General features: G+C 28.4%; 14 protein-coding genes. 1 reads left to right on the forward strand and 13 read right to left on the reverse strand.

Going from position 1 to position 20,357, the window contains the following annotated elements; all coding sequences use genetic code 11:
- Window positions 1–31: 31 nt before the first annotated feature.
- The gene (locus tag NG918_RS08395) at window positions 32–991 is read right to left on the reverse strand and encodes a D-2-hydroxyacid dehydrogenase (protein WP_252225576.1); all 960 of its coding nucleotides are present in this window, start codon (window positions 989–991) and stop codon (window positions 32–34) included.
- Between the two features lie 217 nt (window positions 992–1,208).
- On the opposite strand from NG918_RS08395, the gene NG918_RS08400 reads away from it, so the two are divergent.
- Window positions 1,209–2,072: a 50S ribosomal protein L11 methyltransferase gene (locus NG918_RS08400; protein WP_252225577.1), complete on the forward strand. Its 864-nt coding sequence runs from the start codon at window positions 1,209–1,211 to the stop codon at window positions 2,070–2,072.
- A 217-nt stretch (window positions 2,073–2,289) separates the two neighbouring features.
- Here NG918_RS08400 and NG918_RS08405 read toward each other — a convergent pair whose 3' ends face one another.
- The 12 genes from NG918_RS08405 to NG918_RS08460 form a co-directional block, all read right to left on the reverse strand.
- Window positions 2,290–2,997, reverse strand: coding sequence for a response regulator (locus tag NG918_RS08405; RefSeq protein WP_252212532.1), 708 nt, complete (start codon window positions 2,995–2,997; stop codon window positions 2,290–2,292).
- The gene (locus NG918_RS08410) at window positions 2,990–5,692 is read right to left on the reverse strand and encodes an ATP-binding protein (RefSeq protein WP_252225578.1); all 2,703 of its coding nucleotides are present in this window, start codon (window positions 5,690–5,692) and stop codon (window positions 2,990–2,992) included. Before NG918_RS08410 ends, NG918_RS08405 begins: the two co-directional genes overlap by 8 nt.
- Window positions 5,693–5,859: 167 nt before the next feature.
- Window positions 5,860–6,465 carry a potassium-transporting ATPase subunit KdpC gene (gene kdpC, locus NG918_RS08415; RefSeq protein WP_252212534.1) on the reverse strand — a complete coding sequence of 202 codons (606 nt, stop codon included), beginning with the start codon at window positions 6,463–6,465 and terminating at the stop codon, window positions 5,860–5,862.
- A 17-nt stretch (window positions 6,466–6,482) separates the two neighbouring features.
- Window positions 6,483–8,549, reverse strand: coding sequence for a potassium-transporting ATPase subunit KdpB (kdpB, locus tag NG918_RS08420; protein WP_252225579.1), 2,067 nt, complete (start codon window positions 8,547–8,549; stop codon window positions 6,483–6,485).
- 15 nt (window positions 8,550–8,564) lie between these two features.
- Window positions 8,565–10,304 (reverse strand): potassium-transporting ATPase subunit KdpA, encoded by a 1,740-nt coding sequence (kdpA, locus tag NG918_RS08425; protein WP_252225580.1) that lies wholly within the window; start codon window positions 10,302–10,304, stop codon window positions 8,565–8,567.
- Between the two features lie 369 nt (window positions 10,305–10,673).
- On the reverse strand, window positions 10,674–13,034 hold the full coding sequence (locus tag NG918_RS08430; protein ID WP_252225581.1) for a glycogen/starch/alpha-glucan phosphorylase: 2,361 nt from the start codon (window positions 13,032–13,034) through the stop codon (window positions 10,674–10,676).
- Window positions 13,034–14,521 (reverse strand): 4-alpha-glucanotransferase, encoded by a 1,488-nt coding sequence (gene malQ / locus NG918_RS08435; protein WP_252225582.1) that lies wholly within the window; start codon window positions 14,519–14,521, stop codon window positions 13,034–13,036. The genes NG918_RS08430 and malQ overlap by 1 nt, the downstream gene beginning before the upstream one ends.
- A 146-nt stretch (window positions 14,522–14,667) precedes the next feature.
- Window positions 14,668–15,687: a LacI family DNA-binding transcriptional regulator gene (locus NG918_RS08440; protein ID WP_252212539.1), complete on the reverse strand. Its 1,020-nt coding sequence runs from the start codon at window positions 15,685–15,687 to the stop codon at window positions 14,668–14,670.
- Between the two features lie 161 nt (window positions 15,688–15,848).
- The gene (locus NG918_RS08445; protein ID WP_252212540.1) at window positions 15,849–16,790 is read right to left on the reverse strand and encodes a PucR family transcriptional regulator; all 942 of its coding nucleotides are present in this window, start codon (window positions 16,788–16,790) and stop codon (window positions 15,849–15,851) included.
- 21 nt (window positions 16,791–16,811) lie between these two features.
- The gene (locus tag NG918_RS08450; RefSeq protein ID WP_252212541.1) at window positions 16,812–17,921 is read right to left on the reverse strand and encodes an ABC transporter ATP-binding protein; all 1,110 of its coding nucleotides are present in this window, start codon (window positions 17,919–17,921) and stop codon (window positions 16,812–16,814) included.
- 152 nt (window positions 17,922–18,073) lie between these two features.
- Entirely contained in the window at window positions 18,074–19,111 is a 1,038-nt protein-coding gene (locus NG918_RS08455) for a hypothetical protein (RefSeq protein ID WP_252212542.1), read from the reverse strand.
- An 18-nt stretch (window positions 19,112–19,129) separates the two neighbouring features.
- A complete protein-coding gene (locus NG918_RS08460) occupies window positions 19,130–20,176 on the reverse strand; it encodes a phosphodiester glycosidase family protein (RefSeq protein ID WP_252212543.1) in 1,047 nt (348 codons plus the stop codon).
- Window positions 20,177–20,357: the final 181 nt, after the last annotated feature.

The following is a 20,357-nucleotide window of genomic DNA, read 5'->3' on the forward strand; positions in this document are numbered from 1 at the left end:
AATTACTCAGTCCACTTTGCTTATACATATATTAACGCTCTACTCTATTTTTCATTTCACCCTTATTATAAACTCTTATGTTTTCTAATAAGTCATTAAATAATCTGTTTCTAGCCTCTTCACTTGCCCATGCTATATGAGGACTTAAAACTAATTTTTCTTTATTTCTAATATTTAATAATGGATTATTTTCTGGAATTGGCTCTATTTCAAATACATCTAAGCCTGCACCACCTATTAAGTTTTCATCAATGGCTTTTGCTAAATCTGCATCCACTACTATTGGACCTCTTCCCATATTAATCAGTATGCTGTCTTCTTTCATCTTCTTAAATGCTTCATAATTCATTAATCCTTTTGTATTTTCATTTAGTGGAGCATGTATAGATATTACATCTGCTTTCTCTAATAACTCTTCAAAAGATACTTTATCATATTCTGAATTTGAGTTCTTTCCTGAAGTTGAATAGTAAACCACTTTACATCCAAATGCATCTGCAATTTTAGCAACTCTTTTTCCAATAGCTCCAAGTCCAATTATTCCCCATACCTTACCATCAATATCTTTATAAACTTCATCTACATTGGTAAAGATATTAGATCTTGAATATTCTTTAGACTTAACATAATTATCAAAATATGAAATCTTATCATATAAATTAAGTGCCATAGCAAAAGTATGTTGTGCTACTGTATTTGTAGAATATCCAGCTACATTAGTTACTGCTATATTATTTTCTTTAGCATACTTTATATCTATATTATTAAATCCAGTTGCCATTTCACAGATCAACTCTAAATTTTTAGCATTCTTTAAATTATTTTCATTTAATACAACTTTATTAGTTAATACTATATTGGCATTTTCTATTCTTTCTTCCACTTCATTCCTTGAAGTTAAATCATAATATGTTACCTTGCCAAATTCGTTAAGTTTTGAAAAATCTACATTTCCTAATGTTTTTCCATCAAGTACTACTATTTGCTTCATAAAAATAAGACCCCTCTCTATACTTCAATTAATTTTTATTATATCATAAGCTACATTATTTAAAACTATTCTCACTTTAAATTTCCGTATTGTATCATGTATACCTTAATGTTAAACTTTATCTAAGAATACAAATTTGTAAAACAAATTATCTTTTAAGTTAATATTAATATTAACTTAAAAGATATCAACAAATTCAAATACAAGGAGATTTTTTATGTTTATTATTACTTACAAAATACCACATCAAAATGTAGACACTTCTATTGAAAAACTTCAATTCAATGATATTTTTAATGTGTTTTACGAAAGTCCACTAGAAATAACTACAGATGAATTTGGATATGGATTTATAGAAAAAGATGATGTTATTATCGACTTCAAAGTAGCTTTTGATGGTGATGAATGTGATCTTAATGACTTTACAAACAAAGTTAATTCTATTCTTGAATTAACGCCAGACAATATGGTTGAAGAAAATTATAATTATGAAGAAACACATTTTCCTGCTATACATATAGATGACACTTGGGTAATAGCTTCTCCGGAAGAAGATTTTCCTGAAAAACAAAAAATAAATTTTATATCTCAAGGTGCTTTTGGAACTGGAATGCATGAAACCACTCAAGATATATTAAGATATATTTTATCACAAGATTTCACTGGATTAGATGTATTAGATATAGGTACTGGTTCTGGAATACTTTCATTAGCTACAAGTGTTAAAAATGCTAAAAGAGTATGTGCTTTAGACATTAGAGATGTACATGAAGAAATAGAATTCAACTCATCTTTAAATAACATTACTAATATTGAGACTTTTGTTGGTGATGCTTTAAGTAATGAAGTAGTTATAGATGGCACTTTTCATTGGATATACATAAATATAGGTGGAGAAGAAACTGAAATGTTTATGGATTATATAAATGATCATATAAAAGAAAATGGTAAGCTTTTAGTTTCAGGCTTAGTTGAATGGAGTTTTGATTCTGTTAAAGATAAAGTTGAAGCTAAAGGATATATTATGGAACATAAAATTCAAACAAACGAATGGTGTACAGCAATATTTAATAGAAAATAACTCTCTAATAGGCTATGTTTTAATATCTTGTTGATTATTTATAAATAAAGTGGACTGAGCGGTGGGCTTAAGTATACTAACATAAGTATTGTTAAATTCCAATTACAATGCCACTTAAATTATTGTATATATCAACATCTATTTAAAACATAGCCTATTAATTTAATTACATATCTGCTTATTTCATTATTTATGTTTTTTATTTAAATATATATCCTCAATCCTCTGTAATTCTTAGCATCCTATATCCTATCCCTATATGAGTTTGTATATATTTGGGTTTTGAAGGTTTTTCTTCTATTTTCTTTCTTAAAGTTGCCATAAAAACACGTAATGATGGTGTATCATTAGGTAAAGTATTTCCCCATACCTCTTTTAATATAAAATTATGAGTAAGCACTCTTCCTACATTTTTAGCTAAAAGACATATCAATCTATATTCAATAGGTGTTAAATGAATTTCCTCATCTTTAATAAATACACATCTTGCTGCGTAATCAATCTTTAAATCTCCATTAATAAATAAATTACTGTTTTCGCCTTGTCCACTATTAACATAATTAATTCTTCTTAAGCTCACACGTAATCTTGCTAACAGTTCTTCAACACTAAATGGTTTAGTTAAATAATCATCAGCTCCACAATCAAGTGCTTCAATCTTATCTCTATCTTCACTACGTGCACTAACTACTATAATTGGAACATTCGACCATGTACGTATTCTCTTTATAATTTCTATTCCATCCATATCTGGTAACCCTAAATCTAAGATAACAATGTCAGGTACATATGAAACAGCTTCTCGAATTGCAGCTTCACCATTTTCAGCTACATGATACTTATAGTTTTCAGTCTCTAATGTTATAGTAATTAAATTTCTAACAGCTTTATCATCTTCTACAACTAAAATTTGTGGTTTATTCACTATAAATAACCTCCTCACATTGTAATGTAAAACCAAATATAGTTCCTTTAGGTTCGTTGTCTCTTACATAAACTTCTCCACCATGAGCATTTATTATTGACTTACATAATGATAATCCCAAACCAAGCCCTCTTCTTCCATCTGCACTAGCGCTATTTAATGTAAAAAACATATCAAACAATTTTCCTTTCATTGAATCCTCAATTCCACATCCATCATCACTTATTTCAATCACTACACTTTTGCCTTGCTTTTTTCCAAATATTTTAATATTTGAACCTTTGGGAGTATATTTCACAGCATTATTTACAATATTAATTATTACTTGAATAATTAATCTAGAATCCATTTTAGCCATCAATAATTCATCATCTACTTCAACTTCAATATTATAGTCTGAGCTTTCTCTATTAATATGTTGAAGTGCTTCTTGTATGACTTCATCTATTAATTCTGGTTGTAATTTTATATTCATTGTACCATTTTCAATACGAGTTACAGACAATAAATTTTCTACTAAATTAATAAGCCACATAGAATCATCATAAATATCTGTATACAACCTCTGTTTTCTATCTTCATTTAATATTCTAGAATTTCCCATTAAAATTCCAGCATTCCCAGATATACTTGTAAGAGGTGTACGTAAATCATGTGAAATAGCTCTTAATAAATTAGACCTTAGTTTTTCTTGTTCTGCTTTCATATAAATTTCATTTTTAGTTTCATTTATATATTCTTTTTCTAAAGATAAAGCACTTTCAGCTAAAATTGCTATTAACAAATTCTTTTTAAAAGAATCTAAAGTCTCATCTTTATCTATTGGAATTGCTACTACAGCAAAAGATTTTTCATGATTTCTTATAGCCATGTAAAGACATTTTGCCCCTGGTAAAGTATTTGTAGTTGCTCCAGCATGTTTTTTATTTTTAAACACCCATTGTGCAACGGCTCGTTCATCTTCTGTAATAAAGTCTTTTATATTGATTGTCCTATTTTTTTTAAATACTATAGGTTCTAAAAGTACTTCATTATCAGCAGGATATAAAATTACTGATTTATCTAATAACTTTTCTATTTGAATAAGTATCTTATTAAAAATTTCTTCCCTATTTTTAGCCATTTGTAACTTTTGACTAGTTTCCAATAAAACTTCAGTTCTATAAGCTTTTTCAGCAGATTGTTTAGCCTCTATCTTTACTCTAGTAGCTAGTTTACTTGATATTATTGACGAAACAAGCATAACAAAAAAAGTTATTGGATAACTTTTATCATATGCTTGAAATGTAAATCTAGGATTAGTAAAAAGAAAATTAAATACCAATACTCCTAATATTGATACCAGTAATCCACAACTTTTACCTGTTGTAGTTATAGATGTTAACAATACACCCAATATATATATATTTATAATATTTGCTTCACTATATCCTAAGTTATAAAAAATCATCCCTGTTGCTGTGACAGCTCCTAATATTACTGTTGTTTTTATTAAGTCCATTACAGTAAAATGTGGTAAAGTAATTTTTTTAAGTTTCTCATTAGAATTTCTTTTATAAGCTTTTAAATTATCTGGAATAATATATATATCTATGTTTGGCGCAAACTCAGTTAATTTATCAACTAATGTTTTTTTATTATTAAACCAACTTTTTTTATTATTAGATCTACCGATTACAATCTTAGATACACCACTTATCTTAGCATACTGAGATATTTGATTTGCCACATCGTCACCATAAACTGTAGCTATTTTAGCTCCAAGTTGTTCTGCAAGTTTTAAATTCGTCTCTAATATCTTTTTATTTTCTAAGCTAAGATCTTTGCTATTAGAGGTTTCTACAAATAATGCTGTAAATAACCCATGAAATGCAAATGCCATTCGTGCAGCTGTTCTAATTACTTTCGTATTGCTTGGTGAACTTGATAAACAAATTAAAATGTGTTCTTCTGTATAGTACGTACTTTTTATTTCATCTCTTTTATTTTCAATCTTTTTATTAACAGCATCTGCCGTACGTCTAAGAGCTATTTCTCTTAATGCAACCAATTTTTCTTTTGTAAAAAAGTTAATCAATGCCCTGCGTGCTTGATCAGTTTTATATACTTTTCCGTTATCTAATCTAGTAATTAAATCATCTGGCTCAATATCAACTAGTTCAACTTGATTAGCATTGTCAAATACACTATCAGGAATTCTCTCGCGTACTACTATTCCAGTTATAGATGCTACAATATCATTTAAACTTTCTATATGTTGAACATTTATAGTTGTATAAACATCTATTCCATTATTCAACAATTCCTGTATATCTTGATATCTCTTCATATGCCTACATCCATAAGCATTACTATGAGCTAATTCATCTACTAAAATTAGCTTTGGTTTTCTATTAATTGCAGAATCAAGATCAAATTCATTTAAAGTTATTCCTTTATATTTAACTTTTAAATTAGGCAACATTTCTAACCCATCTAAAAGAGCAAGGGTTTCTACTCTAGTATGAGGTTCTATATACCCTGCTACTACATCAATACCTGAATTCTTAGCTATATGAGCTGCCTCAAGCATTGCATATGTTTTACCTACACCAGCTGCATATCCAAAAAATATCTTTAATTTTCCTTGTTTGTTATTTTCATCTAGGGATATTTTCTTTAAAATCTCATCAGGATCTGGACGTTCATCTATCATATATGTCACCTCAAAATATAATCTACTTATAAATAAATTATACTATAGCCAAAATAAATATTTCATAATTATTTTAACTATAGTATAAAGATTGTGTTAATATTTTATTTTATATTCATAAAAAGTTGTTTTTACTGCTTTTTGTATAATATCAATTCTATCAATATCTATTTTAGAATTCCATCAATAGCAAGATTAACTTCTAATACATTTACTGTTTTTTCTCCTAATACACCAAAAAGTTTTCCTGAAGTGTATTTATCAATAATCTTTTCTACATCTTTTACTTCCATATTATTATTTTTAGCAATACGATTTATTTGATATTTAGCAGCCGCAACTGAAATATGCGGATCCAATCCACTTCCTGAGCAAGTGACTAAATCTACTGGTATTGCTTGTGCATCTTGTTCTGGATGATTTGCTTTTATTTTATCAACTCTTTCTTGAACAAGAGCTTCGTATTCTTTACTTGCAGGACTTAAATTAGATGGTGCTGAATAAGCTAATTTCTTTCCATTATCATCAACAAAAGTATCTGTATCAATATTCATAATTCTTCCCCATAAATGTTTTTCATCATTATATTGTTGTGCTAATAATACACTGCCGTATTTTTTACCATTAACTTGTATAATACTTCCATTGGCTTGTTTAGGAAATATTAATTGAGAAATTCCTGTTATAAATATTGTATATATACCTCCACACAAAATAGTAAATATTATAAATATTATTAAAGCTTTAGGAAATACTGCTTTAAATTCCTTCATTACTAATCATCCTTTCTTTATACAATACCAATTGCAGTAATTAAAACATCAATTACTTTTATAGCTATAAATGGTACAATTATTCCCCCTAAGCCATAAACCAAAAGATTTCTTGATAATAACTTACCTGCTGAAACTTCGCGATATTTTACACCTTTAAGTGCTAATGGAATTAAAGCTACAATAATTAATGCATTGTATATTATTGCTGAAAATATTGCACTCTCCGCACTGTGTAAATTCATAATATTTAATGCAGATAACCCTGGATATAATCCAATAAATAATGCTGGGATTATTGCAAAATATTTAGCTAAGTCATTAGCTATACTAAATGTTGTTAAACTGCCGCGTGTCATTAATAATTGTTTACCAATTCTAACTATATCAATTAATTTTGTTGGAGAAGAATCTAAGTCAACCATGTTTCCAGCTTCTTTAGCTGCTTGTGTTCCTGTATTCATAGCAACTGCTACATCTGCTTGTGCAAGTGCTGGGGCGTCATTAGTTCCATCGCCTGTCATTGCAACAAGATGGCCTTTTGCTTGAAAATCACGTATCATTTCTAGCTTACCTTCTGGAGTAGCCTCAGCTAAAAAGTCATCAACACCAGCTTCTGCTGCAATAGCTGCTGCTGTCAATGGATTATCTCCAGTTATCATGATTGTTTTAATACCCATTTTTCTTAAATCTGCAAACTTTTCTTGTACGCCTTGCTTAATAATATCTTTTAAATAAACTACTCCAAGAACTTTATTATCTTTAGCTACAACAAGAGGAGTACCGCCTTTATTTGATATTCTAGCTACAATCTCATCACATTCTTTGCTATAACATCCACCTCTTGAAATTACATAGTCTTTAACTGTTTCTGCTGCTCCCTTACGAATTTCACTATTATTATAATTAACACCACTCATACGAGTTTTAGCTGTGAATGGAATAAATTCCATATTAGATTCTCTAATATTCCTTCCTCTTATTCCAAATTTCTCTTTAGCAAGAACCACTATACTACGTCCCTCTGGAGTTTCATCTGCTAAAGATGAAAGCTGTGCAGCATCTGCTAACTCATTTTCATTAACTCCATTTACTGGTATAAATTCACAAGCTTCACGATTACCTAAAGTGATTGTTCCTGTTTTATCTAACATCAAAATATCAACATCTCCTGCAGCTTCAATAGCACGTCCACTCATTGCTAAAACATTAGCTTGATTTAAACGGCTCATACCTGCAATACCAATAGATGAAAGTAATGCACCTATAGTTGTTGGTGCAAGACATACCAAAAGTGCCACTAGTGATGTAACTGAAATAGGATTTACCACACCAGCCTGATTAGCTGAAAAAATAGAATATGAATATAGTGAAACTGTAACCAATAAAAATATAATAGTTAGTGAGATTAATAAAATTTGTAATGCAATTTCATTTGGTGTTTTCTTACGTGCTGCACCTTCAACCATAGAAATCATCTTATCAAGAAAACTTTCTCCAGCTTCACTTGTAACCTGAACAATTAGCCAATCTGAAATTACTGTTGTTCCACCAGTCACAGCACTTCTATCACCACCACTTTCTCTAATAACAGGTGCTGATTCTCCTGTTATTGCACTTTCATCAACTGAAGCTGCTCCATCTATTACTTCTCCATCAGCTGGAACTTGCTCTCCAGCAACAACAATTACTATATCTCCTTTTTTAAGCAGTGCTGATGAAACTTTAGTTATTTCATCTTTCTTTTCTAAAGAAATTATTTTATGCGCTTCCACATCTTTCTTTGCTGCACGTAAAGAATCAGCTTGTGCTTTACCACGCCCTTCTGCTATTGCTTCTGCAAAATTAGCAAACAATACAGTAATCCAAAGAATTATAGTAATACCTAATATAAAACTAGATTTTGAATCTCTAATTCCAACTAATGAAACTGCATATAATACAGTTGTTAATATAGATGAAATATATACTAAAAACATAACTGGATTTTCCATTTGAGTTTTTGGAGAAAGTTTTATAAAAGAATCTTTAACAGCTCTTTTAATCATTTTTTTATTTGCAAAATTACCTTTATTTTCATTCATATTTTGTCACCCCATTTAACCTAACATTTGAAAAAATTCAGCAATTGGTCCAAGTGCCAATGCTGGGAAGAAACTTAATGCACCAATAAGCAATACAACAAAAATTAAAAGTCCTATAAACATAGCATTATGTGTAGGCAATGTACCAACACTTTCTGCAACTTTTTTCTTTTTAACCATGCTTCCTGCTATAGCCAAAGTACCCATCATAGGAACAAAACGTGCAAATAGCATACTTAACCCAATACTTATATTTATAAATGGTGTATTCGCTGTAAAACCAGCAAATGCTGAACCATTATTACCTCCAGCTGAAGTGTAAGCATATAATACTTCTGAAAATCCATGAGCCCCTGAATTATTCAAACTGTTAACAGTCTCAGGTAATATACTTGCAATACCACTACCAATTAAAATAGCTATCGGTGTTGCTAAACAAACTAAAACTGCCATTTTCATTTCAAAAGGCTCTATTTTTTTACCTAAATATTCTGGTGTTCTTCCTACCATAAGTCCTGCCATAAATACTGCAAGTATTGCAAAACCTATCATTCCATAAAGCCCACATCCAACACCTCCAAATACAACTTCTCCAAGTTGCATAAGTAGCATAGGGATCATTCCACCAATTGGAGTATAGCTATCATGCATTGAATTTACTGATCCATTAGACGCAGCAGTAGTAAATGTTGCCCATGTTGAAGAAGTAGCAATACCAAATCTAGCTTCTTTTCCTTCCATATTTCCACCGGCTTGATTAATTGTTGATAAATCAATTTGACCATTTAACGCCATTTGTGGTGTAGCAATTTGTTCATTTATTCCAACAATGCCCATTGCTACAACTAGCATTATACCCATTGCTATAAATATAGCTATTCCTTGTCTTCTATCTTTTATATTTCTCCCAAAAGTAAAACATAATGCTACTGGGATTAATAATAATGAAATCATTTCAAATAAATTAGATAATATAGTTGGATTTTCAATTGGGTGCGCTGAATTAGTCCCCATAAATCCTCCACCATTTGTACCAAGTTGCTTTATTGCTATTTGGCTTGCTGCAGGTCCTAATGGAACAACTTCTTCCGTTACTACGGTTCCATCTTCAAGTGTAATAGGCTCTAATAAAGAAACTGTTTCATATTGTTTAAAATTTTGTACAACACCTTGAGACACTAATGCTAAAGATACTACTATTGAAAGAGGAATTAATATATAAAGTACAGCTCTAGTAATGTCTATCCAAAAATTTCCTATACCTTTTTGCTTAACTCTAATAAATCCTCTAATTAGTGCGAATAATACTGAAATACCAACTGCTGCCGAAACAAAATTTTGTACAGTTAGTCCCATCATTTGTGTGAAATAACTTAATGAACTTTCACCTGAATAACCTTGCCAATTAGTATTAGTAACAAAACTTACCGCATTATTAAATGCAAGATCCCAGCTTGTACCTGAAACTTTTTCTGGATTTAATGGCAAAAAGCCTTGGAAAATGTGTAGTAAAAATAATACTATTAAACTTATAATTGAAAATGCTAAAACAGAAAAAGAATATTTTTTCCAACTCATATCTTCATCTTTATCAATATGAAGCATTTTATAAATAAAATTTTCACATGGTGTTAATATTTTAGATAAAAACACTTTTTCTCCATTCATAATCTTACCTATATAATTCCCTAATGGAATTGCCAATACTACTAATATCAAAATATACAATCCATATTGTAATACTAAATTCATCATTACTTGTCACCTCTTAATAAAATATTTGCTAAATAAATAAAATATATAAGTGAAATTATTCCTATAAGCCCAACCATCACATGCATTTTTATTTCCCCCTTCGTTTTGATAGGACAAGTTTAACATGGAAAAAATTATAGTGGTGTTAGAGTTTACTTGTTTAGAATTAAGATTGTGTTAAGATTTTTATATTGATATTTACACGCACAAAAAGAGGACTCAAATTAATGAATCCTCTTTCATTGGATTGTAATAAAAATTATTATATACAGCCTTATTTATATTATTTATTTTGCTATGTTCTAATATATGTTTATATATGCAATAGGTAAAGTGGAATATATAAACATTTTACTGGAACATAGGCATTTATTTTATAGGAGTCTCTTTTATATCCCAAATTTCATCACAGTATTGTTTTATAGTTCTATCACTTGAGAATATTCCTGCACTATAAAGATTAGCAAAACATTTTTTAGCCCACTTTTTAGTATCTTTGTAATCTTTAAATACTTTATCTTGAGCTTCTTTAAAGCTCTCAAAATCTGCTAGAAGATAATATTGATCTCCTTCTTCTAATAATGAATTATATAGGTCTTTAAAATCATCAGTATTACCATCATCAAAAGTCTCATCAATTAGAGTATCTAGAACTCTCTTAATGCTCTTATTCTTCTTATAATAAGTCATTGGATCATACTCTTCTTTAATATCATCTATATCTTCAACTCTTAATCCAAAGATGTAATTATTCTCTTCTCCTGATTCTTGAACTATTTCTATATTAGCTCCATCATAAGTTCCAAATGTAGGAGTAGCATTCAACATGAACTTCATGTTTCCTGTTCCTGATGCTTCTTTTCCAGCTGTAGAAATTTGTTTAGATAAATCTGCTGCTGGGAATAACTTTTGAGCATATGAAACTCTATAATTATGAACAAATACTACTTTTATTTTTCCATTTACATCTTTATCATTATTTACAAGTTCTGCTATTTCATTTATAAATTTAACTATTGCTTTAGCTCTAACATATCCTGGGAAGGCCTTAGCTCCAAAGATAAAACTTACTTTTGGTATATCTAAAGACGGATTTTCTTTTATTCTATAGTATAAATCAAGGATATACATTGCATTTAATAATTGTCTCTTGTATTCATGTAATCTCTTAATTTGAATATCAAATATTGAATTTGGATCTAATTCTATTCCTTCTTCATCTTTAATATATTCTGATAATTGCTTTTTCTTTTGAAGCTTTATATTCATAAGTTCTTCTAAAACTTTATCATCATTTTCAAATTTCTTTAAATCCTTTAATAAAGATAAGTTCTTAACCCACTCTTCAGTTCCCAATAACTTAGTTATGAATTCTGATAATTCTTGATTACATAATCTTAACCATCTTCTTGGAGTAATTCCGTTTGTTTTATTTTGGAACTTTTCTGGATATAATTTATACCAATCATTTAATTCTTTATCCTTTAATATATCCGTATGCAACTGAGCAACTCCATTTACTGCTTTTGATACAAATATAGCTAAATTAGCCATTCTCATTTGGTCATCAGAAATTATTCTAAGTTTTTCAATTTCTTTTTCTGTATACTTCTTAGTTTTTAATTCTTTTATTAATTCTTTATCAATTTGCTTAGTAATTTCTAATATTCTAGGGAATAATTTTTCTATTAATTCAACATCCCATTTTTCTAATGCTTCTGCTAGTATAGTATGATTTGTATACCCAAAGAATTTATTAGCATATCCTAATGCTTTTTTAAATGTAACCTTTTCTTCATCAACTAATATTCTTATAAATTCTGGTATTGCAAGTGTTGGATGAGTATCATTTAATTGTACAAAATTATATTCACTTATCTTTTCGAAATCGGTACCGAATTTTTCTATGTGTTTTTTAATAATATCTTTTAGTGAAGCGCTTACTAAGAAATATTGTTGACGTAATCTTAATATTTTACCTTCATCGTTTGAGTCATTTGGATATAAAACTCTAGATATATCCTCTGCTCTATTCTTTAATTCTACTGATTCATCATATTTTTGTTCATTAAATAAATAGAAATCAAATTCTTTTATCGGTTCACATTTCCATAACCTTAATGTATTTATATTTTTAGTTCCATAACCTATGATAGGTGTATCATATGGTATAGCTTTAACTTTCATATCTTCAAATTCTACAATTTGAGTTTCGTTATCTTTTCTTATACTCCAGGGATCACCATACTTTAACCAGCTATCTTCACTTTCAGTTTGAAATCCATCATCTATATTTTGTTTAAATAGCCCATTATTATATCTAATTCCATAACCATTTAACGGCATATCTATTGTAGCTGCTGATTCCATAAAACAGGCTGCAAGTCTTCCAAGTCCCCCATTACCAAGGCCAGCATCTTCTTCTATTTCTTCTACTTTGTTAATATCTATATTTAATTCTGATAATACTTCTTTTACATCCTCATACAAGCCTAAGTTTATTAAATTATTTCCAAGTGCCCTACCCATTAAATATTCTGCTGAAAAATAATTTGCACTTCTCTTAGAATTATATGCTTTAGTTGTATCATTCCAATCATCCACGATTTCTTCTAATATAGTTAATGAAAGAGCATTAAATATTTGATATTCCTTAGCATCTTCTAACTTTATTCCATATTTTACTTTTAAATATCTATCAATACCTTTTTTTATATTTTCTTTATTCATTATTCTTCGCACCTTCCATATATTTTCGTTATATCATGAATTTTTTCTGCTAGTTCATCTGTAAATACATCTTTTTTAGCTCTCCAACGCCAATTTTGTCCTAGTGTTGAAGGAACATTAATTCTAGATTCATTCCCTAAATTTAAGAAATCTTGTATTAACGCTATTGATAAATAAGCTTTACTACTCCATACCCCTCTTATAAATCCCCAGTTATATCCTTCTTCTTTATTTAATCCCAGATATTTAATAGACGCTTCAATTTCTTCTTCAGTTCCTGTTTTTTCAAGCCATCCTCTAAATGTATTATTATCATGAGTGCCTGTATAAGCTATACAATTTTCTTCATAATTATGAGGTAGGTCTCTATTTGCAGCATCTCCTACAAATGCAAATTGAAGTACTCTCATTCCTGGAAATCCTGATTCTTCTCTAAATTTTATAACTTCATAAGTTAAAAATCCTAAGTCTTCTGCTATTATTTTTATATCTCCAAGTTCTTTCTTTATGGCATTGAATAATTTCATTCCTGGACCCTTTACCCATTCTCCATTTTCTGCTGTAGGATCCCCATAAGGTATTGACCAATAAGATTCAAACCCTCTAAAATGATCTATTCTTATAACATCATATAATTTTGAACTTTGTTTCATTCTGTCTATCCACCATTTATAATTAGTCTTATCAATATAGTCCCAATTATAAATTGGATTTCCCCATAATTGACCCGTTACAGCAAAATTGTCTGGTGGGCATCCTGAAACTTTTAATGGTACTAACGTTTCTTCATCTAATAAAAATGCTTTTGGATTTGCCCATATATCTGCACTATCTTCAGCTACATATATTGGAATATCTCCTATGATTTCAATACCCAAATCATTTACATATTTCTTTAAATTAGTCCATTGTTCAAAGAATTTATATTGTATAAAGGTCCAAAAGTTTATTTCATCTTTTAATTCTTCTCTATATTTATTTAAAACTTCTTTTTTTCTAAGTTTAATATCTATATCCCATTTTTGCCAACTCTTTAATTCAAATTTTGATTTAAGTGCCATATATAAAGAATAATCATCTAACCACTGATTTTCTTCTTCAAATTCTTTTAAGTCTGTTGGTAAATTACGCTTAAACCTCTCATACGCTTTTCTTAGAACCTTCATTTTTTCTACAAATATTAATCCATAATCAATATCTTCTTCATCTTTTCCAAAGTTTAAATTTAAATAATCTTTACTTTCCAATAACCCATCATCTTCTAATAGTTTAAAATCTATAAAATAAGGATTTCCTGCAAATGCTGAAAAAGATTGATATGGTGAATCTCCATAACTAGTCGGTCCTATAGGAAGTATTTGCCAATATTTTTGATGTGATTCTTTCAAAAAATCTGCAAACTCATATGCCTCTTTCCCAAATGTTCCTATTCCAAATTCCCCCGGCAAAGATGCAATATGCATTATAATTCCACTGCTTCTTCTCATTTTTTTCTCCCCCTTATGCCTTTTTTATCATTTGCTATGTTTTAATAAAGCACTGATATATGAATAAGCAAAGTGGACTCAGTAATTAAACTTAGAACACCACTTTTCATATTGCATATATCAACACATATTTAAAACATAGTCTATTATTTTTTCAATAAGTCCTTACATGATTCTCTTTCGATTAATTTAGTATCTAGTAATATTTGCTTATTTTCCTCAGTTCCATTAATTAATGAAAATAATAATGATATACTCGTTTCAGCCATTAATCTTTTTGGTTGATTTACTGTAGTAAGTCCTGGATTATAATACTTGCTTTCATCCATCCCATCAAAACCAATGATTGAAATATCATCACCAATTTTCAACCCACTATCTACAACTGCCTTTGCTACTCCTGTAGCCATAATATCTGAAAGTGCAAAAATAGCACTTACATCTTTTCTATTTTTTATAAGATTTATAGTTTCGTTATATGCTTTTTCACAAGAATAATCTCCGATTAATTCAAGTTCGTCATCAATTTCAATATTATTGTCTTCTAAAGCACTTCTATATCCCTTAAGTCTCCACCAACTAATTCCCAAATCATTTTCATCACCTAAAATAAGTGCTATTTTTTTATGGCCTTTTTCTATTAAATATTTAGTTGCATCATAAGAAGCTTTAATATTATCTATTCCTATTGAAGAATAATGTTTCTTGCCTTTTTTAGATATAGTATTAACTGATGTTAAAACTATTGGAGTTTCTATATCTGAAAAACTATCTTCTTTTATATCAATAAAGTTTCCACCTAGACAAATAACTCCTTGTAATTTCTTTTCTTTTATAAATCCCATAAGATTTTCTACATCCTGATAAAAGTTGTAATCATTCTGCTCTAATATCATTGTATATCCTGATCTATCTATGATGTTACCTATAACATTTATCATCTGTGAAAAAAATGGATTAAACACTCCTTTTACTAGTACACCTATATTTTTAGTATTGTTTTGCTTTAATATTCGTGCACTATTATTAGGTATGTAATTGTTTTGTTTTATAATTTCCAAAACTCGTTCTCTTGTACTCTCTTTTACATCTGGATGATTATTTATAACTCTTGAAACAGTACTTACCCCTACACCTGCAAGTCTTGCTATATCTCCTATATTCATGATATTCCTCCTAATATATATGTAAAATCTAATAAAAATAATGGTAACGTTTCCGCAATAATTTTATTATACACCCATTTCAATTATTATATCAATAAACTAATAAATTTACCCTATTGAATTCAGAACTCGGTATCGTTACCGGAATATCAAATATGAATTTATATATTACTCTCTTTCCATATGAAAAATGCTATTTTAAATAGTATTGCTTCATTAAAGTTTCTAATATCATAAGACGTACATTTCTTAATCTTATCTAACCTATAAATCAAAGTATTTCTATGTACATATAAATTTTTAGCTGATTCACTCAAATTTAAATCGCAATTAAAAAATACTTCTATTGTATTTATTGTATCATCATCTAATTTATTAAATCCATAATTAAATTTAGATAATATTTTTACTTTCTTTTCTTCACTTAAACTATCTACAATACTTTCAAATAATAGACTTTTTTCATTAAATATTCTATTTGAAATATTGTATTTTTTAGCTAAGTTAATTTTATATATCCCATCTTTATATAATGAACTTATATTATTATAATCTTCTACAGCATAGTAACTTATATAACATCTTTTATATAAATTATTGTGTATAGTTTCAGTTATGCTTGATATATGATCTTCAATATCTTCAAATGTCCCTAATAAAATAATATATTCATTATATTCTAATATAGACACTTCAGTATCTATATATATTGTCTTTAAAATCTCTATAGCTTCACTTATTTTTTCTTCTAAATTAATAGATATTAAATAGACCTCATTTAACTCAATCATAATATCATTTAATTTATCACTTGATACATATTCATTTTTTAATAAAGAAATTATTGTATTTTCTCTAACATTGTGCTCATCTTTGCATCTATTTTCAATACAAAATTTAATAAGCTTTAGTGAGTCTTTAAAATTGCTATAAGTTCTTAATATAAATATTTTATTATTTATATTAAATCTAGCTTCTATTATTTCTTTATCAGTGTAAAGAAAAGGATTAGTTTTAAAAACCATTTTATTATCAATACATAATTCAAAAGGTATTTCACATTTTTTATATAATTCATTTAAATATTCAACTAATCCGTACATCTCTTCACCTCAAAATAAAATTTATATTACTCTTAATTCACTTTCTTTATCAAATACGTGTATTTTTTCACTTTCAACGTATAATTTTATTGAATCTCCAGTTTTTACATTAGTAGTTCCATTTACTCTTGCTGTCATATTATTGTTAGATGCTACAAAGTAAATATAACTTTCAGCTCCCATAAGCTCAACTACTTCTACTTTTCCATTTATAATTGATGATGGATTTTCTTTTACAACTTCCATATTATCATCTAAATGTTCTGGTCTTATTCCAAATGTAACTTCTTTATTCACATAACCTTTGGTTTTTAATTCCTTAGCTTGTTGTTCTGGTAATAATATATTATTTTCTTCGAAGCTACAATATAGATTGCCTTCTTTTTCTATTATTTTACCATCTATGAAGTTCATTTGAGGACTTCCTATAAATCCAGCTACGAAAATATTTACTGGGTTATTATATATGTTTTGTGGAGTATCTACTTGTTGTATTATACCGTCTTTCATTACAACTATTCTAGTTCCCATAGTCATTGCTTCAACTTGGTCATGAGTAACATATATGAAAGTTGTTTGTAATTTATTATAAAGTTTAGATATCTCAGTTCTCATTTGAACTCTTAATTTTGCATCAAGATTTGATAATGGTTCATCCATTAAGAACACTTTAGGTTCTCTAACTATGGCTCTTCCTAATGCAACTCTTTGTCTTTGTCCTCCAGATAAAGCCTTTGGTTTTCTTGTTAATAAATGTTCTATGCCTAATACCTTTGCAGCCTCAGTTACCTTTTCATCAATTTCCTCTTTAGGTACTTTTCTAAGCTTTAATGCAAAAGCCATATTATCATAAACACTCATATGAGGATATAATGCATAGTTTTGAAATACCATTGCTATATCTCTTTCTTTTGGCTCAACATCATTTACTAATTTTCCACCTATATATAATTCACCTTTAGATATTTCTTCTAAACCTGCTATCATTCTTAAAGTTGTTGATTTACCACAACCTGATGGTCCAACAAATACTATAAATTCTTTATCTTCTATTTCTAAATTAAAATCGTTTACTGCTGTTACATCACCTGAATATATTTTATAAATGTGTCTTAATGACAAATCTGCCATGTTAACCCCTCCCATTTAAGTCTAATTAATTGTTTATCATGGTTATATTGTACAATTGTAATCCTTTAAACTCTATATGAAAAACTCACAAAACTAGATTATTTTTTTTGTGAAATGCTACTAAAGTTAAATTTAGTAGCATTTTTACTTTCTTATATACTGTTCTTTATTAGTTTATTACCATTCTTCGATATAACTCCTTTAGAATATGTTTGGATTAACTCACCTTTATACTTAATTGTTTTTTTACTTGTAAGTTCTGTTACGGATTTCTTTTCATTATCATTAATATAAACTTTCCCACTATAATCAACTAATACATCTTCTTTATTTACTGGATTATCTAATTTGAATTCTTTCCAATCTTTATAATTATCAGATGAAATTGCATAATATATTTTTACAACCTTATTATCTACTTCTGAGGCAAAATATACATTATCGTTTATATCTGCTCCTAGTAACTTTGGATTTTTTGTATTAGGTATCAATAAATTATCTGGTTTATCTAATATTGTTACTTGAGTTCCCATCTCCATTATTGCATTAGCTCCTGTAGTCGGGATAACAATATTACCTATCTCTTTATTACTTCTCTTTTTCTCTAATTGATTCATAGTGTTTGCATAATATAAATCACTTTTTTCATTACTCTTTTTAATTTTAATATATAAACTATGGGTTCCTATTGAAAAAGGAATATCTTCTACTTTATCCTCACTATTTTCAATTCTCACTCTTAATTTGTTAAAATCAAAGTCTGCAAGTTCAATTTGTTCCCCATTTTTAGCATTAAATGCTATTGGCTCAAAATAATTTCTTCCTTTTTCTTTTATTTTTTGTATGGCAATTATACGATCTGAATTTGTAACCCATTTGTAAAATACAATATTACTATTAACATTATTTTTAACGTCTTTATATTTATTTTCATCACTATCTAATACTTTTAATCTTCCATCTTGAAGCCCTGCAATATATCTACCATTAGAAGATACTTTTAAATCATCTACATTTTCTTTTAATTCAACTTCTTTTTGTTCATTTTTACTAACTTCACTGTCATCAGATTTTTCTATTTTAATATCCATGTTTGATGATAAATATATATTTTCAATATATAAAAATATTCCTTGTTGAATTATAAATGCTACAAATGTAAAAATTAATAATTTATTTAAAACTTTCATAATATTTCATCTCCTAACTTACTGTTCAACATAAAATGCTGTAGCAACAGTTCTTTCTCCATCCCACGAATTAGGAGAATTTATTACATCACCTTTATAATACATAGTCGTTGAATATCCACCATCAAGCATACCTGCATTTATAGCTCCACGATTTTTCATTATTTCTTGAACTTCATATATTGTAGCTCCTGGTTTAGATAATTTTCTACCATCTAAAGCTAAAAATAGTACTGTTCCATCTTCTTTTTGTCCAACTGCAGTTCTAGGATTAATTCCATCTACATAGTCTTCTTTTTTATGCTGTCTAACTCCATTTATTATTACGTTAGGTTCCCTAAAACACATTGCTTCCTGCACATCAAGTTTTTTTAATTCTGCTAGGGTATGATTTCCTACAATTAATTGACCCTTTTTAGTAAATGCAATTACATTCGCAATAAAATGCTCATCACATTTTGTAGTAGGATATATAACATTTCCATTAGAAATCACAAACCCCTCTGGTTTTCCCCCTGTGCCAGCACGTATTACTCCATCTGAAGATGTATCTGAGAATGCTCCACCATTTATAGCTGCTATTGCATTATGTTCTTCTGCCATTTCGCTTGTCTTCTGACCTAATTTTCCAAGATATTTAGTCATAGCTACTTTAACTTTATGTGGATTTTCTATTTCTAACATATAACCATCATATCTTTCTGTATGTATATCATATTTAGTTACATTATTTCCAGAATCATATTTAACATCTATTTTGTTTAAATCTATAGATGTATTAGTTGGAACACTTTCTTCTTCAATTTCACTTTTTCCCAATATTTTATCTAATGTTTTTTGCGGTATAAAATCATTTACTAAATAGGCATGGCGAGTAGCTAACACTGTTGAAATTAAAGTTTTCCTTGTCTTGTCATATGGGCCGTAAATTAATACTAAAGGTGTTGTTATTACTAAAAAAGTAATAACATATATTAATCCCACAAATACCGAAAATGATTTTTTCTTTTTCTTCTCACGCCTCGCTTTTTTTCTTGTTGGTTTTTTTTTAACTTTTTTATTCATAATTTCTCCTTACCTTTAAAAGCGTTAATGCTCTACATAAGATTTTATCATATATCTCTTTGTATAAATATTACAAAAAAGTTAAATTGTCAACATATTTTGGAAAAGTATTATATTCTTTCTTAAACTTCCTTATTAAAATTGCTTATAGAATATAAGATAACAAAAGAGTTGATCTAAA

The organism is Clostridium sp. ZBS2 (genome assembly GCF_023845855.1).
Taxonomy (GTDB): Bacteria; Bacillota; Clostridia; order Clostridiales; family Clostridiaceae; genus Clostridium; species Clostridium aquiflavi.